Consider the following 25249-nt stretch of genomic DNA (forward strand, 5'->3'; position numbering starts at 1 on the left):
CGACGTGCGGCCATCGCGGCCACGCTCCCACAGGTTCTGTGTCGTACCCGAATGGTGCGACACATTCTGAACCTGTAGGAGCGAGGCTTGCCCGCGATGGCTTTCTAAAGTCAGACGCGAGAAGCGAACAGTGCCTGATGATCGCGGCACTGTTCAGCCGTCAACATGAACACCCCATGCCCGCCGCGCTCGAAATCGAGCCACGCAAAATCGACTTCCGGGTACAGTGCGTCGACGTGAACCTGACTGTTGCCCACTTCGACAATCAGCAAGCCCTTCTCGGTCAGATGATCCGCCGCTTCCGCCAGCATGCGGCGCACCAGGTTCAAACCGTCATCGCCACAGGCCAGGCCCAGCTCCGGCTCGTGCTGATACTCGTCCGGCATATCGGCGAAATCTTCCGCATCGACGTAGGGCGGGTTCGACACGATCAGGTCGAAACGTTGACCCGGTAAACCATCAAAGCCATCGCCCTGAACCGTGTACACCCGCTCATCGACACCGTGACGCTCGATGTTCTGGTTGGCCACTTCCAGCGCTTCAAACGACAGATCGGCCAGCACTACTTCGGCGTTCTGGAACTCGTAGGCGCAGGCGATACCGATGCAACCGGAACCGGTGCACAGGTCGAGAATGCGCGCTGGTTCGGCCCCCAACCATGGCTCGAAGCGTTTTTCAATCAGTTCGCCAATCGGTGAACGCGGGATCAGCACGCGCTCGTCGACGATGAAGGACATGCCGCAAAACCACGCTTCGCCCAACAGGTAAGCGGTCGGAATGCGTTCTTCGATGCGGCGCTTGAGCAAGCGCTGCAGATTGACCAGCTCATCATCTTCCAGCGCACAGTCGAGGTAGCTGTCGGCGATTTCCCACGGCAAGTGCAAGGCACCCAACACCAGTTGACGGGCTTCGTCCCAGGCGTTGTCGGTCCCATGGCCGAAAAACAGATCCTCCCCATGGAAGCGGCTGACGGCCCAACGGATATGGTCACGCAGGGTACGAAGGCGGGAAGTGATCACGACGGCAAACTCCAGAAAAAACGACTGGCGATTCTAACAGCCAAAACGCGCCACGACGACGCAGGAAAAACACCGGGCCGAATGTAGGATCGATCCCTTTTTGCCGCTGGCTATTGAACAAAACCCGCAACTTGACAAGGCTGAGAGCCAGTAATGACGGCGTCTACGATAGTAGCGATTCACAGAACCGCTCAGCCAGAGGACAATGTCGCAAAAGCCCCACTCCAAGGAGCCCCAGAATGTCCGTTCCAAAAACGATGTTTCAACTCAGCGGCCGCGGTTACGCAGCAGCCAATCTGAGCCATGCGACCCTCGTCATCATCGATGCCCAGAAGGAATACCTCAGCGGTCCACTGGCCCTGAGCGGCATGGACGCTGCCGTCGCGAACATCAAGCAATTGCTGGCGGCTGCCCGTGCGGCCGGCCGCCCCATCGTGCATGTACGCCACCTCGGTACGGTCGGCGGGCTGTTCGACCCACAAGGCGAGCGCGGTGAGTTCATCCCCGGCCTTGAACCACAGGCCGACGAAACCATCCTCGGTAAATTGCTGCCAAGTGCGTTCCACGGCACCGAACTGGCCAAACGCCTGGAAGACCTCGGCGCCCTTGACCTGATCGTCTGCGGCTTCATGAGCCACTCCAGCGTCAGCACCACAGTGCGTGCCGCCAAGAACCTGGGTTTCCGTTGCACGCTGGTGGAAGACGCCTGCGCCACGCGCGACTTGCCTTACAAGGGCGGCGTACTGAGTGCCGAGCACGTTCAGCAGACCGAAATGGCGATCATGGCGGACAACTTCGCCACCCTCGCGCTCACTCACGATCTGATTTGATCGGCCCGTGATGAGCGGCCAATAGCGCCGCTCATCTGCAAAAGCCTCTCGTTTGCCGCAATTGTCTTAGCCTCAGGAACATCCCGGTCAACTCCCGGTCGAAGGGCCGATACCCATTGAGGAAGGTCGGAATGAAGTTATCCGATGGTTTTGACGCTCGCCGCTTGCGGCCCAAAGGCCAACGCAACTGGCGTTTTCGTATTGGCGCGGCGTTTGCCGCGTTGCTGGCAACGTGCGGTGTATTGCTCGCCATGGCTGCTGCCGCCAGCCTGCTCGGCCACGCACCTGCGCTGGGCGAACTGAATACCAGCCGCACCGGTGCGGCAGTGGTCCTGGCGGTCGGCCTGTTCGTGCTGTACCTCGGCGTGTGGCTGTGGCGTCGCTGCCGACGCCGGTCGCGTCAGTCGCGTGAGCTGAACATGTCCCCGCACCTGATGAAAAAACACGATTGAACCGAGGCCTGGCATCTGCCGGGCCTCAATTGTTATGGATAGCGCCTCGACTTGGGTAAACTGGCCGACCTTCGCGGAGGCTGACATGCAAGACGACGATTTTTCCCTGTTCAAAAGTGCGATCCAAGGCGTCAAGCCGATCAAGCACGATCGCGCCGAAACCGGCAAACCCAAGGCCGACCGCGCGCAAATCGCCAAGCTGCGTCAAGCCGCAACCATTCGTACCGATGCCACCACCGTGGATGGGCTGTCCGATCAGTTCGTCATCGATGTCGGCCCGGAAGACGAATTGATGTGGGCCCGTGACGGTGTCCAGGAAAGCCAGATGCGCAAGCTCAAGATCGGGCAGATTCCGTTCGAGGGCAGCCTCGACCTGCACGGCATGAGCGTGGAAAAGGCCCGGGAAACCCTCTGGGCGTTTCTGGCCGAAGCGACCAGGTTCGAAATTCGCTGCGTGCGCGTCACTCACGGCAAAGCCGTGCGTCTGGACGGCAAGCGGCCGATGATCAAGAGTCACGTCAACACGTGGTTGCGCCAGCATTCACAGGTGCTCGGCTTCACCTCGTGCCAGGCTAAACATGGCGGCGCCGGGGCGGTTTATGTGATGCTCAAACGCACCATGATGGAAGGTCGCGACGAGTAAAGCTGTCGCATCATGCTTGCAGCGCCGTGTTTGCCACCGTACCCTTGCCCTTTGCGAAAATCCCCACAGGTAGTTTCATGTCCCTGGAACAGAATTACACCGCGATTCTCGGCCAACTGGGCGAGGACGTCTCCCGCGAGGGCCTGCTCGACACGCCAAAACGTGCCGCCAAAGCCATGCAGTACCTCTGCCGCGGTTATGAACAGACGCTCGAAGAAGTCACCAACGGTGCCTTGTTCAGCTCCGACAACAGCGAAATGGTGCTGGTCAAGGACATCGAGTTGTACTCGTTGTGCGAACACCACCTGCTTCCGTTCATCGGCAAGGCACACGTCGCTTACATCCCGAGCGGCAAAGTATTGGGCCTGTCGAAAGTGGCGCGAATCGTCGACATGTACGCTCGCCGCCTGCAGATCCAGGAAAACCTCAGCCGCCAGATCGCCGATGCGGTCCAGCAAGTCACCGGCGCCCTGGGCGTTGCGGTGGTGATCGAGGCCAAGCACATGTGCATGATGATGCGCGGTGTGGAGAAACAGAATTCGTCGATGATCACTTCGGTGATGCTCGGTGAGTTCCGCGAAAACGCCGCCACCCGCAGCGAGTTTCTCAGCCTGATCAAGTAACGTGCGGCACGAAGAAAACCGGCATTCATCGCCGGTTTTTTTTCGTCTGAAAAAATCAGGTAAGCTGCGCGCCCTTCTTCATTCGCACCGTGAGGCTTTCAACGTGTTCGTAAAAGCGCTTCGTGTCGGCCTTGGCCAACTGATCATCTTCATCGACTTCATCACCCGTCCGGGCAAGAAGCAGCGCCCCGCCGAGGCTCAGGCCAAGGTCAACTCCGCTGCCAAGGACCTGACCCTGTACCAATTCCACGCCTGCCCGTTCTGCGTGAAAACCCGCCGCAGCCTGCGTCGCCTGAATGTGCCGGTGACACTGCGTGATGCAAAGAACAACGAACAGGATCGCCAGGCCCTGCTGGAGCAAGGTGGCAAGATCAAGGTGCCGTGCCTGCGCATTGAAGAAAATGGCCAGACCACTTGGATGTATGAGTCCAAGGTGATCATTGATTATCTGGACAAGCGGTTTGCGGCTGCTTGATGGCTTTGTGGTGAGCTGACTGACGCCATCGCGAGCAGGCTCGCGATGACGCCGATACAGTCACCACAACCCCCAGTCAAAAATAAACCGGCCCTTGCGCCGGTTTATTTGTTTCTGCCCTCCCCTCAGACCGCTTCAGCCGCCCACTTTTAGTGGCGGGTCTGGCCCCTTCGCGAGCAGGCTCGCTCCCACAGGTGACCGAGTTCTTTCAGGGAAATGCAATTAACTGTGAGAGCGAGCCTGCTCGCGAAGGGGTCCGCACAGGCGATATATCCCTATCGCCAACATTTTCGTAAACAAAATCAAAAACATTATTTGCTTTCTTTGTATACAAAAGCATAATCCACTTCGTGCGAGTTCCTGACCAGCCGGTCAACATATTCGCAAGTGCCTCAAAGGTCCGCTGCCACCCTCATGGGTCCGGTCCTGGAAATAACAATAAAACTCTTGAGGAGTACTCGCTGTGGAAAGCCGCAAATCCGAAGCATCGACGCTGGAACTCTCGCCGCCGTTACGCAATGGCTTGCTTGAGCGCATCTTCAAACTCACCTTGCATGGCACCACGGTGAAGACCGAGCTGATTGCCGGTCTGACAACCTTCATCACCATGGCTTACATCATCTTCGTCAACCCTAACATCATGGCCGACGCCGGGATCGATCACGGCGCCGCATTTGTGGCGACCTGCATCGCCGCCGCACTGGGTTGCCTGTTGATGGGCCTCTACGCCAACTGGCCGGTCGGCCTGGCACCAGGCATGGGCCTGAACGCTTTCTTTACCTACACCGTGGTCGGCACCATGGGCTACAACTGGGAAACCGCCCTCGGCGCGGTGTTTGTCTCCGGTGTGTTGTTCATGATCCTGACCTTTTCCAGGATTCGCGAATGGCTGCTGAATAGCATTCCCGTGAGCCTGCGCTTCGCCATGGGCGCCGGCGTCGGTTTGTTCCTGGGGCTGATCGGCCTGAAGACTGCGGGCATCGTCGTCGATAGCCCGGCCACCCTGATCAAACTCGGCTCCCTGCGCGAACCCGGCCCGTTGCTCGCCGCCATCTGCTTCCTGATGATCGCCATTCTCAGCTACCACAAAGTGTTCGGCGCGATCCTCATCAGCATCATCACCGTGACCCTGGCCGGTTGGGGCCTGGGCCTGGTGCACTACGAGGGCATCATGTCGGCCCCGCCGAGCCTGGCCCCGACCTGGATGGCGATGAACCTGGCCGGCGTGTTCAACGTCAGCATGATCAGCGTGGTCCTGGCGTTCCTCTTCGTGCACATGTTCGACACCGCCGGCACCCTGATGGGCGTAGCCCAGCGCGCCAACCTGGTCGGCGCCGACGGGCGGATCGAAAACCTCTCCCGCGCCATGAAAGCCGACAGTGCATCCAGCGTCTTTGGTGCGATTGTGGGTGTTCCGCCGGTCACCAGTTATGTTGAAAGTGCCGCGGGTGTTGCCGCGGGTGGTCGGACAGGTCTTACCGCCGTGACCGTGGGTGTGCTATTTATTGCGGCGATGTTCTTCGCACCACTGGCCGGCATGATTCCCGCCTATGCCACCGCCGGCGCGCTGATTTATGTGGCGATGCTGATGATGGGCGGTATGAAGCACATCGAATGGGACGAAGCAACCGACAGCATTCCGGCCATCGTGACCGCGATCATGATGCCGCTGACCTTCTCGGTCGCTGACGGTATTGCGCTGGGTTTCATCACCTACGTGGCGTTGAAGGCCGGCACCGGTAAGTACAAGGAAATCTCCGTCAGCTTGTGGGTGCTTTGCGCGATCTTCATCGCCAAGTTCATTTTCTTGTAAGCCGCCTACGTTTCACAAACAGTGTTTCAAAACAGCCTCACCCCACCGGGTGGGGCTTTTGCACAAATGGAGGAAAGTGATGAGTCTGGAAACCTGGCTGCTGTTCAGCGGCGCTGCGCTGGTGGTAATCCTGATCCCTGGGCCCCTGTCATTGCTAATGATCAGCAACAGTCTGAATTACGGTTTGCGCCGTTCTTACCCAGCATTTCTCGGTGGCGTGATTGCTTCGATCTGCTTGCTCAGTGCTTCCGCGCTGGGTCTGGGCGCCTTGCTGCTGGCGTCGGAACAGTTGTTCAGCGCGTTGAAAATCGTCGGCGCGCTCTACCTGTTCTACCTCGCCTGGCAGAGCTGGCAACAATCGCGTCAGCCATCGGTGGGTGCCGAAGTGCCTCAGGCGGCGCCGGTGCCACGTTTTCGTGCGCTGTTCGGCCGAGCGTTTGTGCTGGGTGCGAGCAATCCGAAAGACATTCTGTTTTTTGCCGCTTTCTTACCGCAGTTTTTGAACGCGGAACAAGCGTTTTTGCCGCAGTTGCTGGTGATGATTGCGACCTGGACCGTGCTCGATCTGGTGTGCAAATTGGCTTATGGGCTGGGCGCTCATGGTGCAGCCAGGTATTTACGCAGTGGCAAAGGACAAAGTTGGTTTAACCGGGTGAGCGCAGGACTTTTCAGTGGAGCGGGCGCGGCCTCCTTATTAAGCAACCACTGATCGGATCAGTATTAACCCGGCGATTCAACTCAACAGGCGTTTATTAACACCACCGCACTAAGAATTGATTGCCAAGGATGGCAACACTTCAACCACTCCCCGCAACAAACCGCAACACGCGATATACATATATATCGTTGTCTTTTCAGAACTCCTCCTACCATGGCACTGCGATTTTGCACACAACGCCAGGAAAAGGAAGTTCCTATGGCAATGGTTTTCCAATCCCCCGATCCCGATCACTACAATGCTGTCGAAGTGACGGATATTAACCTGCAGGCCAATGAGCACTCCCCAACCACTATTGATTTCGACAAAGTAAGCATCGCCTCCGCCCCGCAACAAACAAACGCCAATAAAAGCCAGCTACGCGTCATTGATGAGTTGTTCGGCCCTATAAAAATAGGCGCCCATTCGATCACCCGGTGCGCACTGGATGCACTGGGCGCGACCTCAAATGGTCAGGGATTGAACGGTCAAAACACGTTCTTTCGGCACCCCAAGCGGTCTTTTATCAACGCCTTGCAATTTGACCCTGTGTTTATTGAAGCGCGTATGCGCTTCACCGGCGCCAGGGATGATTACGCCCTGCCTTCCTTGCTGTTTGAAATGGCGTCTCAACGCCCACTAACGGCTCCGCCCCTGTTAAGAGAATTACCTGATCTACTTGCCGATCCTGAACAGTACCGCCACAAACTGGACAAGCTGCTGAACGCGGCGCAGAGGCTTGATATACGCCACGCGCACTTGTCCAAAACCACACCTCCCTGGGTGAATCGGATCAAAAGTAGCAGCATGGTCAGCATGGGGACCGGGCTTCAGGCCTTCGGCATTTACAGCGGTCTGCGCGGCCTGCAAGACGCCATTGCAAGAAAAGATCATGGCGAAGTCGTATTCAACAGCCTCAGCACTTCAGCGGAAGTCACTTCATTAGCCGTCGAAGTGGCGGTCACCAAGCAAGCAAAATACATGATCGACGCTGGGCAAAAAGCCTACGGGGATTTTGCCAAAACCAGCTTCGGCGTTCGACTGGGGCGTAGCGCGGGTCTGATCGCGAGCGCACTGACATTGCCCTTCGATGTCATGTCCGCCATCAAATCCTTTAATAGCGCCGCGGCAACCACAGGCAAAGAAGCCATTGATCACTATGTCGCCGCTGGCTTGAGCGTGACCAGCGCGGCCATGACGTTGATTCTGGGTGCTGCCGCATTGGCAGGCTTCTCCTTTATCGGCCCGGTGGGGCTGACGGCCGGACTTCTGCTGGTGGCAGGTTCTCAGGTCTATGCGGCGGTACGCGTTGTCGACGATATCGATGATTACATTGAACTTACTACCCATGAGCGCCTGCGCACGGGCTGGTTCGCCTTTTGGGGAATCACCCCGGACGACAACATACAAACCCGCCATGCAATTGCCAAATCAACCGTTGTACATTCGAGACTGTTACAAGCGACCGCTCGAAAATTACTGGAAGGAAAATTAAAAGACAGTACAGAAGTCATTGTAAACGGCAAGTTCAAGGTCGAGTTAAAGCCGACACAGGTGCCTAGCTTCGATTGGGAGGCGCAACAGTACCTATATAAAACCGTACAGAAACCGCACGTCATTGATAGTAACGACACGATTGATGCTCGGGACGGTGTGACTGACGACATGCCCGGCGCCGAGTTCGGAACGCCAGGAGAAAACAAAGGTGCGGTGTGGTTTATGGGGGGCGGCGACGACACCATCGTGGGTGTTGAAAAAAAGCCAAACAGATTCTATTACGGCGCAGGCATCAAGCAACTGACCGGGGGTGAGAAAGACGATGAGTTCATCTTCGAAGGCGCCGCCGAGCTTCTCAAAAACGGTCCAAAAGACCCTCTGCCCACACTTCTGAAAGGTGGTTTGGGCAGCGATACGCTAGTCGTTACCGGAAGCTACCTTGAGGGCAACCGGCAAAGATTCGGGTATTTCATCGATCTGAACGATGGACGACTGTCCATCATTACCCGTGACCAGGCCAACGAGGGCCATTTCAACTATCGGCACACGCTTCTGGAGAGCATCGAGAACGTTGAAACCCTGGCCGGTGCGCAAAACAGGGTCATCGGTACAGGCGGTCCGAATGTCATCAAATCGCGCGGGCGCGACACCATTGAGGCGGGCGCCGGGGATGACAAAATCTATCTCCTGAACAATGAAGGTAGTGCCTCTGGTGGTCCCGGAAAGGATCACTACGCGGTGTCCCATAAGTCCGGCAACGTATTCATTACTGAAGATGGCGTGGACGAGAGCGTCATTGCACTTGACTGGAGAATGGACCTGATAAAAAGCTGGAAAATCGACAATCACGAACTGGTCATCACTTCAGGCTTTGATCTCGACGATCTTAAAGAGAGGGATGTCTACATCAAGGGCGTCTATAAAACAGCCAACAATCGACGGCAACTGCAGAACAGGAAACTGACGTTCGTTACAAAGGACGGGTTTCATTTGATGCCTGAACTCCCCGAAACCATCGAGACTGCTGGCTCCCTCGAAATTGAAACAGTCATTACCCAGCAGGGAAAAACTCAAAACCCGGTGATACTTTACAACCGCGAATACACGATCGCACATGACAAGAACACGAGTTATTTTGTTTCGCGACTCAATAACCATACGGTCCTGACAGTAAAACAACGAAGCATAAATACGCTGGCAACCCTGTATCTGGAATATGCCAGCCATGAACTGACGCGGGTCGAGGCTTACTTCAAGGTAGACCTGATACGCCAACGTGACTTTGATCGCATCCTGTATAAAGAATGCGCTGTGACCTTTCACTTTGACAGTCAGCGATTGACTATCAACAACCTCGCCAGTTCTATCGGGGGCGGCGACCAGAGAATCACAAGCCGACTGACGCGCCCCACCAACGTGTTGAACCAACCTGTTCTTCTGATCATGAATGACGGTGTTTCGTATAGAGTCGCCCCCCCCTCCCTGCCTGATTCGGTTTTTTCCAACGATCAGTTCGAGATAAACGGTCCAATGGAGCGCACCCGCCAAGTGCCGCTGCCACTGGCGGCCAGAGATGGAACGTCTATTTATTGTCAGCCCCTGGACAACGAAGCCCATCAGCTGGGCGACCGAGAGAAGTGCGTCAAACTGGTCGCTTACCCTGAACAAACAACCATCGAACATCTGGAGGGTGGCGGCTCGACGTACCTTGTCCACCTCAGCTCCGAAATGACGCTAGGCATTTCAACGCCAGGTGCTCGAGCGAACGCCATCCTCAAATCGCCTTCGGCGTCTACCTGGGAATTCGATGCAACGAGCCTCGCTTACACCAGAATCAAACGGGTGGAAGACTGTTTGCTGATCGGACATACCGTTATCCACCTTCCGCGCTACAACGACCCACAAGATTTGATCGATCAGATACGGGTCATCACGCCCGATGGCGTTGTCTATAAAATCGATCTGGATTTCGACGAGGTCTACATTGACTCACTGGATGGCCGGTACTTCAAAGGTGACGTTCTGAACGAAGGCGCCCTATTGGCAGAACTGAGGGCCTTGGAAATGGAAGACCTCATCGTTCGAAACATAGCCCTGAGAGACGGTACTGCCGGCAGTCTGTCTTACAACGTGACGGACCGTCGCTGGATACTTGATACAGACAAGTCCCGCACGATCCTTTACGCCGACCTGGTGCCTTTACACCGGTGCGCCCACCAACTCGCACACTGTTATGAGTTGATAGAGTTAGGCACCCGTTCCACCCCTCCGGTAAGCGCCGCCGATCTGCGGATACTTTTAGACAACTGCAAACGTTTATAGCACTAGCACAAGACATCAAACCTCAGGATCAGGCGGACGTCTTTTGTAGCAAATACCGCCACACCCTATACATATCTATAGCCTCTCGACGGCTGATCCAATCAAAACTAACCACCGTGTTTTCCGGGGCCGTACCTTCTCAAGAGAGAAAATCCCCAGCCCCAATACGCCTGGCACTTCATCGTCCTCCCCCAGACGCGCTCCTGAGGATGATGTGGCCAGGGTCGGCCGGCCCCCATTATCAAACGCCCGGTATCGGGCCTCCGATACTTATTGTTTAAACATTACCCACTTATATAAACATCCAGGAATACGTCCGATGGCCAAACCGCCAAAAAGAGTGTCAACGTCCAATACACCTGACTCCTCGACAACACTTCCAAGGTCTTCGTCAGAAGACAGCCGGGTACGAGGAGACAATCACGCCGCAACGGTTGGCACATCGCGGGGAGACACCAATCCCGTTTCCGACGTCAACGTGCCAGGTTCGTCGCACAGTACCTTGCCTCGTCAGCCTGTCGTCGTTCACGACATGCCGGCTAACGCTACAAGCGATGCCGAGATGGCTACCCGCATGATTTCCTGGCCTCGGAACAAGGTCGACGAACTATTCAACATCGCCGACACCGGGCTTTTCATGAGCCGCCAGCAACAGCTTTACGCCGATATTGGAGAGGAAGGCATTTTTCTGATCAGGGCAAACGCAAGGGGCGACTACCAGGTGCCCCTTCCATTTGCCCCGGGCCAACCCGGCCCGGTCCTCACGAAGGTGCCTGGCCAGCCACAGTGGAGAATCACTCGCGAGGGCATGGCCCTTCCCATCGCAAGCGTACCCGCGAGGTCGGAAACGCTGGAGATCATTCCTCGGCACCTGGCCGACAAACTGACGCAGCCCGACGCCAACGGCATTCGTTACGACAAGCTGAAAAGAACCTATGTCGACGTGACGGAAGAAGGCGCGGTCATGGTCCGCAAAAATACGGACGGCCACTATCAGGCCTCCTCGACGAGCGAATTGATCCCTTCGGGCCCGTTACTCGAAAATATTGAAGGGATGACACTTTGGCAACGCAAGGCAACCAACACCCCAGCCTCAGACGCCGAAGATTCAGGCCCCATGCCAGGCAAGCGCCCTCGCCTGGACGAACAGGTCGAGGCGGCCAATCCCGTGGCCGATAACAACCCTCCTGCTGCCACCTTGAATGACAACCCGTATTTATGGGCCTCCTGGGGGAAAATAACCAAGCCTGATTCGGTGGAATCCATAATGATCGGCCAACTGCATTATCCGATCGTGCCAAAGGGGCCGATGGCCGATCAGCTCCCCCTCGTTTTCATTCAACACCCGGGATTTGCGCCCTCGCGCTTCGAGGCCTTCGAGCGCATGTTGCAGGAAGCACCTTCGTTGCAACCCGTCGCCACCAGCTACCACGCCGGTACAAATACCCGGAAAGTCGACGGTGCTGCTCGGCTCTTCGAAAAAACACTGACGCAACAGGTTGCGGATGTTTACAAAGGCTTCACCGAGCCGACATCCCGCGCTGTCGCCAAGCGACTATTCGAGCTATCCAGCGAGTCGGCGGAGTTCAACGGCAGCGGTTTGGCCCGAATGAAGCAGACCTTTCGCTACTGGGAGGGCAACTCGACACTGGGCGTGCCGCGGCTCGGCGACCCTTTGGACATGTTGCCTGTTGCGTCCGGCAATGATGGCGCCAGACGAATCGTCGAATTACACACTCCGGATTCCGTGACGCCCTTACAGCAGTTGAACTTCAACCCCGAGGGCACTCATGCCTGGCAGTTCTACGTCGAGTTGCCCAACGCGCCGGGGCGACTTTCGTTGTTGCTCGCTTCGATACTGGGCCACAGCGGTTACAAGGTCTTTCTTCCCGCACACGTAGAGAGTGTTCAGCTCACGCCCCCAACACTGGTATTTAAAAGGCCTAATCACGACAAGGTGTACTTTTTGAAACTGGGACGTGTGGAGACCGATGCGATTGAAATCCTGCCGCCGTCCATTCCAGAGCTTGACGACCCTCTGCTGAAGACGCGAGTCGGCGCCGAAGCCCACCAGTCGCTGGTTGCCGCCGATGCGAAGGGTGATGTGGTATGGCTCATAGGCGGTGTCCAGCACCTGCTCGCTGGACGTCCTTCGGTGTTTATCATCAAGGAACGCTGATAGCGAAACGTGCGCACCTCGCCTTCCGACAGCGGGGTGCAGCCCAAAGGTATCCGTGCCGAACACAAGATAAAAAAAGCCCGCAGTGTGAGCGGGCGAAAGACCAAAGAAGCTATATGCGCAGTCGCTTCCAGGTTGAGGCAGCTGCTTGGGGGATCAGCTGCCGCGATACGTGGAATAGCTGTATGGCGAAATCAGCAGCGGCACATGGTAGTGATCCTGTTCCGCAGAGATGCCGAAACGCAGCACCACTACATCGAGAAACGCCGGCTCCGGCAACTGAACGCCACGGGCGCGATAGTAATCGCCCGCATGGAACTGAACCTGATAGACCCCGGTGCGGTAGTCATCGCCTTGCAGCAGCGGTGCATCGACACGGCCATCGCTGTTGGTTGTCGCGCTGGCGACCAATTCCAGGTGCGAACCTTCAACGCGGTACAGCTCGACCTTGATCGAGTTGCCCGGGCAACCGTGTGCAGCGTCTAAAACGTGTGTAGTCAAACGTCCCATTGATTCTGCGCGCCTGCCTGCGTGGAGCAGTCAGGCCTCGCACCTCCCGAAGTCAGTTGAAAAGGAGACCGCACCGATTCGGAGCACGAATCACTGCGGCGAGCGACTGATTAAGACACTTTTAAAAAAAATTGTACACAATAAAAACGACATATTTCCCGCCATGCCCGCCAGTCGGGAATCTGCGGCAAATTTATGGCCACGCCATACGATCAGCGGAGCTTCTATCCTATAGCTGACCAGTCAGGCAGGTTTCTTGCAATACCAGCTATTCATGACAGTTCGCGAAAAATGCAGAAATTCAGGCTTACAAATCGAATATAAAGTTGTATACAATCAGCCCATCGCTGTGACGCCAGCCTGTCATTTCACCGCCAGGCGCCACACAACCTGTCAACGAACAAGAAGGAAGACTGCAGTGAGCGCTGACTACCCACGCGACCTGATCGGTTACGGCAGTAACCCTCCTCACCCACACTGGCCGGGCAATGCCCGCATCGCTCTGTCTTTCGTGCTCAATTACGAGGAAGGTGGCGAACGCAATATCCTGCACGGCGACAAAGAATCTGAAGCCTTCCTCTCCGAGATGGTTTCGGCGCAGCCGCTGCAAGGCGCGCGCAACATGAGCATGGAATCCCTTTACGAGTATGGCAGCCGTGCCGGCGTCTGGCGGATTCTGAAACTGTTCAAGGAATTCGATATTCCGCTGACCATCTTCGCCGTCGCCATGGCCGCCCAGCGCCACCCGGACGTGATCCGCGCGATGGTCGATGCCGGCCATGAAATCTGCAGCCACGGTTACCGCTGGATCGACTACCAGTACATGGACGAAGCGCAGGAACGCGAGCACATGCTTGAAGCGATCCGCGTCCTGACCGAAATCACCGGTGAACGCCCGCTGGGCTGGTACACCGGCCGCACCGGCCCGAACACCCGTCGCCTGGTGATGGAAGAAGGCGGTTTCCTCTACGACTGCGACACCTACGACGACGACCTGCCCTACTGGGAACCCAACAATCCGACCGGCAAGCCGCACCTGGTGATCCCGTACACGCTGGACACCAACGACATGCGTTTTACCCAGGTTCAGGGTTTCAACAAGGGCGACGACTTTTTTGAATACCTCAAGGACGCCTTTGACGTCCTGTACGCCGAAGGCGCCGAAGCACCGAAGATGCTGTCGATCGGCCTGCACTGCCGCCTGATCGGCCGTCCGGCGCGTCTGGCTTCGCTCAAGCGCTTTATCGAATACGCTAAAAGTCATGAACAGGTGTGGTTCAGCCGTCGCGTCGACATCGCTCGCCACTGGCACGAAACCCACCCGTACCAAGGGGCTGCCCAATGAGCACCTTTCAAACGCTGAAGCCATCGAGCCTGAGCCGCGATGCATACGTCGCCGCCTTCGCCGACATCTACGAACATTCGCCATGGGTGGCCGAAAAGGCCTTCGACCTGGGCCAGGACGCCTCGATCGACGAAATCGAAACCCTGCACCAGCGCATGAGCGACATCCTGTTGAGCGCCGATCATCAAAGCCAACTGGCCTTGATCAACGCTCACCCGGACCTGGCCGGCAAAGCCGCCGTCCAGGGCCAACTGACCGAAGCCAGCACCAACGAACAGGCTGGCGCCGGTATTCACCAATGCACGGCCGAAGAGTTCCAGCGCTTCACCGAGCTGAACGACGCCTACAAAGCCAAGTTCAAGTTTCCCTTCATCATGGCGGTAAAAGGCAGCAACCGGCATCAGATCCTCGCGGCGTTCGAAACGCGCATTCACAACTCGGCAGAGACCGAATTCAAATGCGCGCTGGCAGAGATCAACAAGATTGCGTTGTTCCGTTTACTGACCCTATAGCGAGCAGCCCTTGTAAAAAGCCCGGGCGAAATTGAACGCAGCAATCGCCCAAGGCGCTGCAAGCATCCCAAGCCAACTTATTAAAGGCAGACAAGAAGAATGAAAGCTTACGCCGTACCTTTCGAGAAGTTCGTCAACCTGGCCGACGCCCGCCTGGGCACCAAAATCATCTCGGTCACCGATGACTGGTTCGCTGATGCCAACCGCCTGTTCCAGCCGACCCCGGCTGTGTGGAAAGAAGGCGTGTTCGATGACAACGGCAAGTGGATGGACGGCTGGGAGTCGCGCCGCAAGCGCTTCGAAGGCTACGACAGCGCCGTGATTCGCCTCGGTGTACCGGGCTCGATCAAAGGCGTGGACATCGACACTTCATTCTTCACCGGCAACTTCCCGCCGTCGGCCTCCCTGGAAGCCTGTTTCCTGGCTGAAGGCGAGCCGACTGAAAACACCCAGTGGGTTGAAGTGCTGTCGGCCGTCGAGCTGCAAGGCAACAGCCACCACTTCCACGAAATCAACAACGATCAGGCGTTCAGCCACCTGCGTTTCAACATCTACCCGGATGGCGGCGTGGCCCGTCTGCGCGTGTACGGCGTGCCGCACCGCGACTGGTCCGCGGTGGGCGACAATGAGCAAATCGACCTGGCCGCTGCCCTGAATGGTGGCCGCGCCCTCGCCTGCTCCGACGAACACTTCGGTCGCATGAGCAACATCCTCAACCCTGGCCGTGGCATCAACATGGGCGACGGCTGGGAAACTGCACGTCGTCGTACCCCGGGCAATGACTGGGTGATTGTCGCGTTGGGCCATGCCGGTGAAGTCGAGAAAGTCATCGTCGACACCCTGCACTTCAAGGGCAACTACCCGGACACCTGCTCGATCCAGGGCGCATTCGTCAAAGGCGGCACCGACAGCCAGATCGAAACCCAATCGTTGTTCTGGCGCGAACTGCTGCCAGCGCAGAAACTGGAAATGCACGCCGAACACACCTTCGCCGAGCAGATCAAGGCGCTGGGCCCGATCACCCACATTCGCCTGAACGTGTTCCCGGATGGGGGTGTGAGCCGCCTGCGTATTCTCGGCAAGGTCGCTAAATAAGCGCCGCCTCTAATCGCGGGCAAGCCCGCTCCCACAAGGAATTGTGGTGTACACACAACCTGTGGGAGCTGGCTTGCCAGCGATGACGATAGAACCAACAACACAGAATTCGGATAAGAACAGCATGCGCACACTGACGATTGAACCGCTGACCAAAGAAGCCTTCGCCCCTTTCGGTGACGTGATCGAAACCGACGGCAGCGATCACTTCATGATCAACAACGGTTCGACCATGCGCTTCCATAAACTGGCCACGGTGGAAACCGCGAAACCAGAGGACAACGCGATCATCAGCATCTTCCGCGCCGACGCGCAGGACATGCCGCTGACCGTCAGCATGCTGGAGCGTCACCCGCTGGGCAGCCAGGCGTTTATTCCGCTGCTCGGCAACCCTTTTCTGATCGTGGTCGCGCCACTTGGCGATGAACCTGTATCAGGCTTGGTCCGCGCCTTCGTCACCAACGGCAGGCAGGGCATTAATTACCATCGCGGCGTCTGGCACCACCCGGTGCTGACGATCGAAAAGCGGGATGACTTCCTGGTGGTTGATCGCAGTGGCACAGGCAATAACTGCGATGAGCATTTTTTCAAAGAGGATGAGCGTTTGATCCTCGCCCCCCACCAATAAGAGAAGGTCTGATCACTCGACAACAGAGTGACAGGCGAGAGGTAAAGACTGTGGAAGCACATCTGTTGGAATGGCTGAACCTGAGCGTGCGCTGGGTTCACATGATTACTGGCGTGGCCTGGATCGGTGCGTCGTTCTATTTCGTCTGGCTGGAAAACAACCTCAATCGGGTCAACCCGAAAAGTGGTCTGGCGGGCGATCTGTGGGCGATCCACGGCGGCGGTATCTATCACCTGGAAAAATACAAACTGGCTCCACCGACCATGCCGGACAACCTGCACTGGTTCAAATGGGAAGCCTACTTCACCTGGATGTCAGGCATCGCGCTGCTGTGTGTGGTGTTCTACTCCAACCCGACGCTGTACCTGCTGGCACCGGGCAGCAGCCTGACCGGCCCTGAAGGGGTCCTGCTGGGTATCGGTTCGTTGTTCGCCGGCTGGTTCATTTACTCCTTCCTGTGCGACTCGGCCCTGGGCAAACGCCCTGCCCTGCTAGGCGCAATCCTGTTCGTGCTGATCATCGGTGCGGCCTACGGCTTCAGCAAAGTGTTCAGCGGTCGTGGCGCGTACCTGCACGTCGGCGCGATCATCGGCACCATCATGGTCGGCAACGTGTTCCGCATCATCATGCCGGCGCAACGCGCACTGGTCGCGGCGATTGCCGAGAACCGCACGCCGGATCCGGCACTGCCAGCCAAAGGCTTGCTGCGTTCGCGTCACAACAACTACTTCACCTTGCCGGTGCTGTTCATCATGATCAGCAACCACTTCCCGAGCACCTACGGCAGCCAATACAACTGGCTGATCCTGGCCGGGATCGCGGTGCTGGCGGTGTTGGTGCGTCACTACTTCAACACCCGCCACGACAGCCACAAATTTGCCTGGACCTTGCCCGTGGCAGCGGTCGGCATGATCAGCCTGGCTTACGTCACCGGCCCTGCGCCGATGACCAGCCCGGACGTGGCCAAGGCGCCGGCGAAGATCGAATACCAACCGCTGCCGGAAACGGCTGTAGGCGGTGGCTTGAAACCCGCTGAAGCCAAACCCGCAGAAGCACCCGCCGCGGCACCGGCTCAGGCCTCTAACGCCGGCCCTGGTTTCGACAAGGTCCACAGTGTGATTCAGGAGCGTTGCGCGGTTTGCCACTCGGCCAAACCGACCAGCCCGCTGTTCAGTGCCGCCCCTGCCGGTGTGATGTTCGATACCCCCGAGCAGATCCGCCAGAACGCGCCGCGCATCCAGGCTCAGGCTGTCACCAGCCAGATCATGCCACTGGGCAACATCACGCAGATGACCCAGCAGGAACGTGACCTGATCGGTGCGTGGATTGTGCAGGGAGCCCAGACCAATTAATCGTTGAAAAGCTTTGCGAGCAGGCTCGCTTCCACATGGGTAGTGCAATACCTGTGGGAGCGAGCCTGCTCGCGAATAGCCGCAACGCGGTTTCCCTGATGCAAAAACAGCTGTGAGCAACCCGGCAGCTGTTCAATCACAAGAATAAAAAAGATCCGAGGTGTTGCATGTCCGAGCTATCCGAAGCGCGCATCCCCGACGCACCCGCCATTCAGCGTTTGCCCCTTTTGCAGCTGATCCTGGTCGGTCTGCAACATGTTTTGCTGATGTACGGCGGCGCCATCGCGGTGCCGCTGATCATCGGACAGGCCGCAGGCCTGAGTCGTGAAGAAATCGCCTTTCTGATTAACGCCGACTTGCTGGTGGCCGGGATCGCGACCATCGTGCAATCGCTGGGAATCGGCCCGATGGGCATCCGCATGCCGGTGATGATGGGCGCCAGTTTCGCCGCCGTCGGCAGTATGGTTGCCATGGCCGGCATGCCCGGGATCGGTCTGCAAGGGATCTTCGGCGCGACCATCGCTGCGGGGTTCTTCGGCATGATCATCGCGCCGTTCATGTCCAAAGTCGTGCGCTTCTTCCCGCCTCTGGTGACCGGCACGGTCATCACCTCCATCGGTTTGTCGCTGTTCCCCGTGGCCGTCAATTGGGCTGGTGGCGGTGCGGGCGCCACACAATTCGGTTCACCTATTTACCTGACCATTGCCGCGCTGGTGCTGGGCACCATTTTGCTGGTGCACCGTTTCATGCGCGGGTTCTGGGTCAATATTTCAGTGCTGATCGGCATGTGCCTGGGCTACGTGCTCTGCGGCCTGATCGGCATGGTCGACCTCAGCGGCATGGCGCAAGCGCCGTGGCTGCAATTCGTCACCCCGCTGCATTTCGGCATGCCCAGGTTTGAACTCGCGCCGATTTTGTCGATGTGCCTGGTGGTGGTGATCATCTTTGTCGAGTCCACCGGGATGTTCCTCGCCCTTGGCAAGATTACCGGCCAGGAAGTCTGCCCACGGATGCTGCGTCGCGGCTTGCTGTGTGATGCCGGCGCCTCGTTCTTCGCCGGGTTCTTCAACACCTTCACCCACTCCTCTTTCGCGCAGAACATCGGCCTGGTGCAGATGACCGGCGTGCGCTGCCGTTCGGTGACCATCGTCGCCGGTGGCTTGTTGATCGTCTTGAGCCTGCTGCCCAAAGCCGCCTTCCTGGTGGCGTCGATTCCGCCAGCGGTCCTCGGCGGTGCGGCGATTGCGATGTTCGGCATGGTTGCCGCGACCGGGATCAAGATTCTTCAGGAAGCCGACATCGGTGACCGGCGGAATCAACTGTTGGTGGCCGTCAGCATCGGCATGGGGTTGATCCCGGTGGTGCGCCCCGAGTTCTTTGCCCACCTGCCGGTATGGATGAGCCCGATTACCCACAGCGGTATCGCCATGGCCACGATCAGCGCCCTGACGCTGAACCTGCTGTTCAACATTCTGGGTGGCGCCGAGCGCGCGGCCATGAACGACTGCACCGCACACACGCACTGATCAACCCCCATGAACAGGGCTGCCTTCTGGCAGCCCATGGCTGCCTGCGCCTCAACAATAAAAACAAGAGGAAGCAACAGATGGTTTTTAACGACTCAAGCCGCTCGTTTTGCGACGAGCGACCAACCTCCGCCAACCGTGCCCCACACCTGTCGTCGGTGCGCTGTTGCGGGGCACTTGAGACCTGGCCGAGTAGTCAGTATTCTCCGCGGCCGCCTGAATCCGCTTTAAAAAAAAGCCCGGATTTAATTCCTGACCAGAAAGCCAGCTTATCCCGGCTCTGGACGGTACCAAGGCACTCCACCCCCCCTCTCAATCGACTGTTTTTGAGCAGCCGAGCGGGCGTTTTTTTGCTTTTTGAAAGCCTTGGCGCAGCTCTTGCTAACAGCATTAAAGCTGACCGACTGGATGATTTTTTACCGCTACAGAAACAGGCGCCACACCAGAGCGCCGATCTTAAAAAAATAACGTGGAACCACCTACTTTTTGGGAGCAACCGAATGAAACGTACGTGCACCAGCCTGATGCTCGCGGGATCTTTACTGGCCGGCGGCCAGGCCATGGCCGGCGACCTGCTGCAATGGCAGACCAACAGCCTGACTTACCTGTACGGTAAGGATTTCCAGGTCAACCCGAACATCCAGCAGACAGTGACCTTCGAGCACGCCGATGGCTGGAAGTACGGCGACAACTTCTTCTTCATCGACAAAATCTTCTACAACGGCAAGGAAGACGCCTTCGCGGGGAAGAACACCCACTACGGTGAATTCAGCCCGCGTTTGTCGTTCGGCAAGATTTTCGACCAGAAGCTGGAGTTCGGCCCGATCAAGGACGTCCTGCTGGCGATGACCTATGAGTTCGGCGAAGACGACACCGAGTCGTACCTGATCGGTCCGGGTTTCGACCTGTCCATCCCGGGCTTCGACTACTTCCAGTTGAACTTCTACAACCGTCACACCGAAGGCGGCCGCGCGGGTGACAACGTCTGGCAGATCACTCCGGTCTGGTCCTACACCATCCCGATGGGCAGCTCGGACGTCGTGATCGACGGGTTCATGGACTGGGTGGTCGACAACGACGTGAACAAGGAAGGTCAGTACCACGCCAACCTGCACTTCAACCCACAGATCAAATATGACCTGGGCAAGGCACTGAAGCTGGGCGAGAAGCAGTTGTACGTCGGCGTCGAGTATGACTACTGGAAAAACAAATACGGTATCGAAGACAGCCAGGGCTTCAAGACCGATCAGAGCGCGACCAGCTTGCTGGTCAAGGTTCACTTCTGATCCGGCTGTAAGTGGCGTCTGCAAGGACGCCATCGCGGGCAAGCCACGCTCCCACAGGGTTTCAGGTCGTTCTCAAATGATGTAAACGACACAAAACCCTGTGGGAGCGTGGCTTGCCCGCGATAGCCGCACCGCCAATCTCAAGCTGTAACCACAGACTCCGCCAACCCGAGAAACCGGCAAAGCTCTTCACGCTTGGCCAACGCATCCCGCCGCCCCAGATCGATCAATTCGCTGCAATACCCCGCCTCGAACAGCAGGTAACTCAACACCCCCGCCCCGCTCGTCTTCGTTGCCCCCGGCCCACGCAGAAACAGGCGCAACGCTGCCGGCAATTCCTGCCGATGCCGCGCCGCAATCTCATCGATCGGCTGACTCGGCGAAATCACCAACACCTCCACCGGCGCCACGCCCAGCGCACGGGTCGGCGTACCCGCGGGCATCAAGTGGCTGAACTGGTTCAGACGCTGCAACAACTCGATATCGCTTTCCAGGCTGTCAATGAATGTACTGTTGAGCAGGTGCCCACCGATCTGCGCCAGCGTCGGCTGTTGCCCGGTGTAGGCGCGTTGCAGCGGCTGCTGCGGGTCGACACCACGCGGGTTGCCGCTGACACCCACCACCAGCACGCGACTGGCGCCCAGGTGCAGGGCCGGGCTGATCGGCGCGGATTGGCGCACCGCACCGTCGCCGAAGTATTCCTCGCCAATTTTCACCGGGGCGAACAACAACGGAATGGCCGAACTGGCCAGCAAATGCTCGACACTCAATTGAGTCGGAACGCCGATGCGGCGATGGCGCAACCACGAATCGATGGTGCCGCCGCCCTGATAGAAAGTGACCGCCTGACCGGACTCGTAGCCGAACGCCGTCACCGCGACCGCCTGTAATTGCTTGTGGGCAATGGATTCGGCAATGCCGGCCATGTTCAGTTTGTCATTGAGTAAACCGCGCAGCGGCGAACTGTTGAGCAACGCCACCGGCACATGAGCGCCCAGCCCGAGCAAACTGTGACTGACAAACCGGCTGGCCTGATGGATGACGCCGGGCCAGTCACTGCGCAACACCAGATGGCTGCGAAAGCCCTGCCAGAACGCGGTCAAACGCTCGATGGCGCCACGAAAATCCATCGCGCCACTGGCGAGGCTGACCGCGTTGATCGCCCCGGCCGAAGTACCGACGATCACGGGAAACGGGTTCGCCGCGCCCATCGGCAGCAACTCGGCAATCGCCGCCAGCACGCCCACCTGATACGCCGCTCGAGCCCCGCCGCCGGAAAGAATCAACCCTGTAACCGGTTCAGCAGGACTCATCGCAACACTCCATGGCGCTTAAAGGGGTCAACCGCGTTTTTTGTACAACTTGGGCTCGCCGGGTGGCCGGCTCTTGAAGCGGCGATGGGCCCAGAGGTATTGCTCCGGACATTCACGCAAGGCACCTTCGACCCACTGATTGATGCGGATGCAATCGGCCTCTTCGGTCTCGCCGGGGAAACCTTCGAGCGGTGCATGGATCACCAGTCGATAGCCACTGCCGTCCGCCAGGCGCTCCTGAGTGAACGGCACCACCAACGCCTTGCCCAGCCGCGCAAATTTGCTGGTAGCGGTCACGGTAGCCGCCTGAATGCCGAACAGCGGCACGAAAATACTTTGCTTGGCGCCGTAGTCCTGATCCGGTGCGTACCAGATCGCGCGGCCGGCGCGCAGCAGCTTGAGCATGCCGCGCACATCGTCGCGCTCGACCGCCAGCGAATCGAGGTTGTGCCGTTCGCGCCCCCGGCGCTGGACGTAGTCGAACAGCGGGTTCTTGTGCTCACGGTACATGCCGTCGATGGTGTGCTGCTGCCCCAACAGTGCCGCGCCGATTTCCAGCGTAGTGAAATGCAACGCCATCAGGATCACGCCCTTGCCGTCGTGCTGGGCCTTTTTCAGGTGTTCCAGGCCTTCGACATGGGCCAGTCTGGCCAGGCGCTGACGCGACCACCACCAGCTCATGGCCATTTCGAAGAAGGCGATGCCGGTGGAGGCAAAGTTTTCCTTGAGCAAGCGCTTGCGCTCGGCAGCCGACTTTTCAGGGAAACACAGCTCAAGGTTGCGTTTGGCGATGCGCCGTCGGTCGCCGGCCACCCGATACATCAAGGCACCGAGCAGGCGACCGATGAACAGCAACGCCGGATACGGCAACTGAACAATCAGCCACAACAGCCCCAAGCCACACCACAGCGGCCAGAAACGCGGCATTAGAAATGTTTTTCGAAAACGCGGGCGATCCATTAAAGGTTCCGGAAAGACAATGGCCGCGCATTCTACATCGTTCGACCCGGCTTGCGGCTTGCGGGCGTTCTCGTTATAAGTCTCGGCACTTTTAGTGACAAGCCGTTGTATGCCGACCATGAGCCAAACCGAACCGCAAGACCAGGATCCCGTGTTCCAGTTGAAGGGCAGCATGCTCGCCATTACGGTGCTGGAACTGGCCCGCAACGACCTCGAGAACCTTGATCGGCAATTGGCCGCCAAGGTCGCACAGGCGCCTAACTTTTTCAGCAATGCCCCGCTGGTGCTGGCCCTGGACAAGCTCCCGGCCAGCGAAGGCTCGGTGGATTTGCCGGGGCTGATGCGCGTCTGTCGCCAGCATGGCTTGCGCACCCTGGCCATCCGCGCCAGCCGCATCGAAGACATCGCGGCCGCCATTGCCGTCGATCTGCCGGTGCTGCCGCCGTCCGGCGCCCGTGAGCGTGCGCTGGATCCTCTCGAAGGCCAGGTGAAGAAAAAACCGGAAAAACCGCCGGAACCGACCATCAAACCGACGAAAATCATTACGTCGCCAGTACGGGGTGGCCAGCAGATTTATGCCCAGGGTTGCGATTTGGTGGTGATCTCCTCGGTCAGCCCGGGCGCGGAACTTCTCGCCGATGGGAACATCCATGTATACGGCCCGATGCGCGGTCGAGTGCTGGCCGGCGTCAAGGGCGACACGAAAGCCAGGATTTTCTGTCAGCAAATGAGCGCTGAACTGGTGTCCATCGCAGGCCACTACAAGGTCTCCGAGGATCTGCGTCGCGACCCGTTGTGGGGCGCGGGTGTACAAGTCAGCCTGTCCGGCGACGTGTTGAACATCATTCGGCTTTAACGGATACTGCCGCATTTTCCAAGCATCTCTAAAACGTAGCGAAAACGGCTCAAACGAAGTAGGAAAACGGCCAAAAGCAGTGTTTACCGGAGGTAAGCCCCGCCCAGGACCGGATTCCAGCCAAGGCTGTCCGACTGCAGTAGTTTTTCAAGAGATGTTTTTCAGGGGCTAAAAGTCCTTTTTCCTTAGGGGTGAAACACCTTGGCCAAGATTCTCGTGGTTACATCCGGCAAGGGTGGTGTGGGTAAGACCACCACCAGCGCCGCTATCGGTACCGGCCTCGCTCTGCGTGGTCACAAAACAGTGATCGTCGACTTCGACGTCGGCCTGCGTAACCTCGACCTGATCATGGGTTGCGAGCGTCGCGTGGTGTATGACTTCGTCAACGTGGTAAACGGCGAAGCCAACCTGCAACAGGCCCTGATCAAAGACAAGCGCCTGGAAAACCTCTACGTCCTGGCCGCCAGCCAGACCCGCGACAAAGACGCGCTGACGGTGGAAGGCGTGGAAAGAGTCCTGATGGCGTTGAAAGAAGACTTCGAATTCGTGGTCTGCGACTCTCCGGCCGGCATCGAGAAAGGCGCCCACCTGGCCATGTACTTCGCTGATGAAGCGATTGTCGTGACCAACCCGGAAGTGTCCTCGGTACGTGACTCGGACCGTATGCTGGGCCTGCTGGCCAGCAAATCCCGTCGCGCCGAACGTGGCGAAGAGCAGATCAAGGAACACCTGCTGATTACCCGCTACCACCCGGAGCGGGTCGAGAAAGGCGAGATGCTCAGCGTTGAAGACGTCAAGGAAATCCTCTCGATCAAATTGCTCGGCGTGATCCCGGAATCCCAGGCGGTCCTCAAAGCCTCCAACCAGGGTGTGCCAGTGATTCTCGACGACCAGAGCGACGCGGGCCAGGCCTATAGCGATACGGTTGATCGCCTCCTGGGCAAAGAAAAGGAACATCGTTTCCTCGATGTCACGAAGAAGGGATTCTTCGAGCGCCTGTTTGGAGGTAGGTAATGAACATTTTTGACTTCTTTCGTGCCAACAAGAAGCCAAGTACCGCATCGGTAGCGAAAGAGCGTCTACAGATCATCGTGGCGCATGAACGCGGCCAACGCAGTACGCCGGACTACCTGCCAGCCTTGCAGAAGGAACTGGTTGAAGTGATCCGCAAGTACGTCAATATCGGGTCCGATGACGTGCACGTCGCTCTGGAAAACCAGGGCAGCTGCTCGATTCTGGAACTCAATATCACCCTGCCGGATCGTTAATCGATCCGGTCGGAGCCACGGCGGCTCAGGGCCCTTCTAACACTGGAA

23 protein-coding genes are annotated in these 25249 nt (G+C 58.0%); 19 read left to right on the forward strand and 4 right to left on the reverse strand.

The features are described 5' to 3' along the window. Window positions 1–110: 110 nt before the first annotated feature. Window positions 111–1019 (reverse strand): 50S ribosomal protein L3 N(5)-glutamine methyltransferase, encoded by a 909-nt coding sequence (gene prmB, locus H8F22_RS04955; RefSeq protein ID WP_027922499.1) that lies wholly within the window; start codon window positions 1017–1019, stop codon window positions 111–113. A gap of 239 nt (window positions 1020–1258) precedes the next feature. Between prmB and H8F22_RS04960 the strand changes: the two genes are divergently transcribed. The 9 genes from H8F22_RS04960 to H8F22_RS05000 all read left to right on the forward strand — a co-directional run bounded on the left by H8F22_RS04960 (window position 1259) and on the right by H8F22_RS05000 (window position 12550). Further along, on the forward strand, window positions 1259–1849 hold the full coding sequence (locus H8F22_RS04960) for a cysteine hydrolase family protein (protein WP_027922498.1): 591 nt from the start codon (window positions 1259–1261) through the stop codon (window positions 1847–1849). 131 nt (window positions 1850–1980) lie between these two features. Beyond that, complete coding sequence (locus tag H8F22_RS04965; protein WP_027922497.1) at window positions 1981–2301, forward strand: hypothetical protein; 321 nt, start codon at window positions 1981–1983, stop codon at window positions 2299–2301. Window positions 2302–2386: 85 nt separating this feature from the next. Next, a complete protein-coding gene (locus tag H8F22_RS04970) occupies window positions 2387–2944 on the forward strand; it encodes a Smr/MutS family protein (protein ID WP_027922496.1) in 558 nt (185 codons plus the stop codon). A gap of 77 nt (window positions 2945–3021) precedes the next feature. After that, window positions 3022–3567, forward strand: coding sequence for a GTP cyclohydrolase I FolE (folE, locus tag H8F22_RS04975; protein ID WP_003204506.1), 546 nt, complete (start codon window positions 3022–3024; stop codon window positions 3565–3567). A 103-nt stretch (window positions 3568–3670) separates the two neighbouring features. Continuing rightward, on the forward strand, window positions 3671–4042 hold the full coding sequence (locus H8F22_RS04980; protein WP_027922495.1) for a glutathione S-transferase N-terminal domain-containing protein: 372 nt from the start codon (window positions 3671–3673) through the stop codon (window positions 4040–4042). A 463-nt stretch (window positions 4043–4505) separates the two neighbouring features. After that, the gene (locus H8F22_RS04985) at window positions 4506–5855 is read left to right on the forward strand and encodes an NCS2 family permease (protein ID WP_027922494.1); all 1350 of its coding nucleotides are present in this window, start codon (window positions 4506–4508) and stop codon (window positions 5853–5855) included. A 79-nt stretch (window positions 5856–5934) separates the two neighbouring features. Continuing rightward, on the forward strand, window positions 5935–6564 hold the full coding sequence (locus H8F22_RS04990; protein WP_194939807.1) for a LysE family translocator: 630 nt from the start codon (window positions 5935–5937) through the stop codon (window positions 6562–6564). A 207-nt stretch (window positions 6565–6771) separates the two neighbouring features. Then, on the forward strand, window positions 6772–10371 hold the full coding sequence (locus tag H8F22_RS04995; protein WP_194939808.1) for a calcium-binding protein: 3600 nt from the start codon (window positions 6772–6774) through the stop codon (window positions 10369–10371). A gap of 562 nt (window positions 10372–10933) precedes the next feature. Then, window positions 10934–12550 carry a hypothetical protein gene (locus tag H8F22_RS05000; protein ID WP_194939809.1) on the forward strand — a complete coding sequence of 539 codons (1617 nt, stop codon included), beginning with the start codon at window positions 10934–10936 and terminating at the stop codon, window positions 12548–12550. Between the two features lie 156 nt (window positions 12551–12706). Here H8F22_RS05000 and uraH read toward each other — a convergent pair whose 3' ends face one another. Beyond that, window positions 12707–13060 (reverse strand): hydroxyisourate hydrolase, encoded by a 354-nt coding sequence (uraH, locus tag H8F22_RS05005; protein ID WP_194939810.1) that lies wholly within the window; start codon window positions 13058–13060, stop codon window positions 12707–12709. 418 nt (window positions 13061–13478) lie between these two features. On the opposite strand from uraH, the gene puuE reads away from it, so the two are divergent. From puuE to H8F22_RS05040, 7 genes are all read left to right on the forward strand, one after another. Continuing rightward, window positions 13479–14405 (forward strand): allantoinase PuuE, encoded by a 927-nt coding sequence (gene puuE, locus H8F22_RS05010; RefSeq protein WP_008031461.1) that lies wholly within the window; start codon window positions 13479–13481, stop codon window positions 14403–14405. Continuing rightward, entirely contained in the window at window positions 14402–14917 is a 516-nt protein-coding gene (uraD, locus tag H8F22_RS05015; RefSeq protein ID WP_059181344.1) for a 2-oxo-4-hydroxy-4-carboxy-5-ureidoimidazoline decarboxylase, read from the forward strand. Before puuE ends, uraD begins: the two co-directional genes overlap by 4 nt. Window positions 14918–15016: 99 nt before the next feature. Then, window positions 15017–16012, forward strand: coding sequence for an allantoicase (gene alc / locus H8F22_RS05020; RefSeq protein WP_027922489.1), 996 nt, complete (start codon window positions 15017–15019; stop codon window positions 16010–16012). A 124-nt stretch (window positions 16013–16136) separates the two neighbouring features. Then, complete coding sequence (locus H8F22_RS05025) at window positions 16137–16640, forward strand: ureidoglycolate lyase (protein ID WP_008146154.1); 504 nt, start codon at window positions 16137–16139, stop codon at window positions 16638–16640. A gap of 50 nt (window positions 16641–16690) precedes the next feature. After that, window positions 16691–17992, forward strand: a complete 1302-nt coding sequence (locus tag H8F22_RS05030; protein WP_027922488.1) for a urate hydroxylase PuuD — start codon at window positions 16691–16693, stop codon at window positions 17990–17992. A gap of 167 nt (window positions 17993–18159) precedes the next feature. After that, entirely contained in the window at window positions 18160–19518 is a 1359-nt protein-coding gene (locus tag H8F22_RS05035; protein ID WP_027922487.1) for a nucleobase:cation symporter-2 family protein, read from the forward strand. 500 nt (window positions 19519–20018) lie between these two features. Further along, entirely contained in the window at window positions 20019–20804 is a 786-nt protein-coding gene (locus H8F22_RS05040; protein WP_027922486.1) for an outer membrane protein OmpK, read from the forward strand. 140 nt (window positions 20805–20944) lie between these two features. On the opposite strand, the gene H8F22_RS05045 is transcribed toward H8F22_RS05040, so the two are convergent. Next, window positions 20945–22117 (reverse strand): patatin-like phospholipase family protein, encoded by a 1173-nt coding sequence (locus H8F22_RS05045; RefSeq protein ID WP_027922485.1) that lies wholly within the window; start codon window positions 22115–22117, stop codon window positions 20945–20947. Between the two features lie 27 nt (window positions 22118–22144). Continuing rightward, complete coding sequence (locus tag H8F22_RS05050; RefSeq protein WP_027922484.1) at window positions 22145–23077, reverse strand: lipid A biosynthesis lauroyl acyltransferase; 933 nt, start codon at window positions 23075–23077, stop codon at window positions 22145–22147. A gap of 118 nt (window positions 23078–23195) precedes the next feature. On the opposite strand from H8F22_RS05050, the gene minC reads away from it, so the two are divergent. The 3 genes from minC to minE all read left to right on the forward strand — a co-directional run bounded on the left by minC (window position 23196) and on the right by minE (window position 25201). Beyond that, window positions 23196–23933 carry a septum site-determining protein MinC gene (gene minC / locus H8F22_RS05055; RefSeq protein WP_027922483.1) on the forward strand — a complete coding sequence of 246 codons (738 nt, stop codon included), beginning with the start codon at window positions 23196–23198 and terminating at the stop codon, window positions 23931–23933. A gap of 201 nt (window positions 23934–24134) precedes the next feature. Further along, window positions 24135–24947 (forward strand): septum site-determining protein MinD, encoded by an 813-nt coding sequence (minD, locus tag H8F22_RS05060; protein WP_027922482.1) that lies wholly within the window; start codon window positions 24135–24137, stop codon window positions 24945–24947. Further along, entirely contained in the window at window positions 24947–25201 is a 255-nt protein-coding gene (gene minE, locus H8F22_RS05065; protein ID WP_007944431.1) for a cell division topological specificity factor MinE, read from the forward strand. Before minD ends, minE begins: the two co-directional genes overlap by 1 nt. Window positions 25202–25249 lie beyond the last annotated feature (48 nt).

This window comes from Pseudomonas mucoides, assembly GCF_015461845.1.
Classification (GTDB): Bacteria; Pseudomonadota; Gammaproteobacteria; order Pseudomonadales; family Pseudomonadaceae; genus Aquipseudomonas; species Aquipseudomonas mucoides.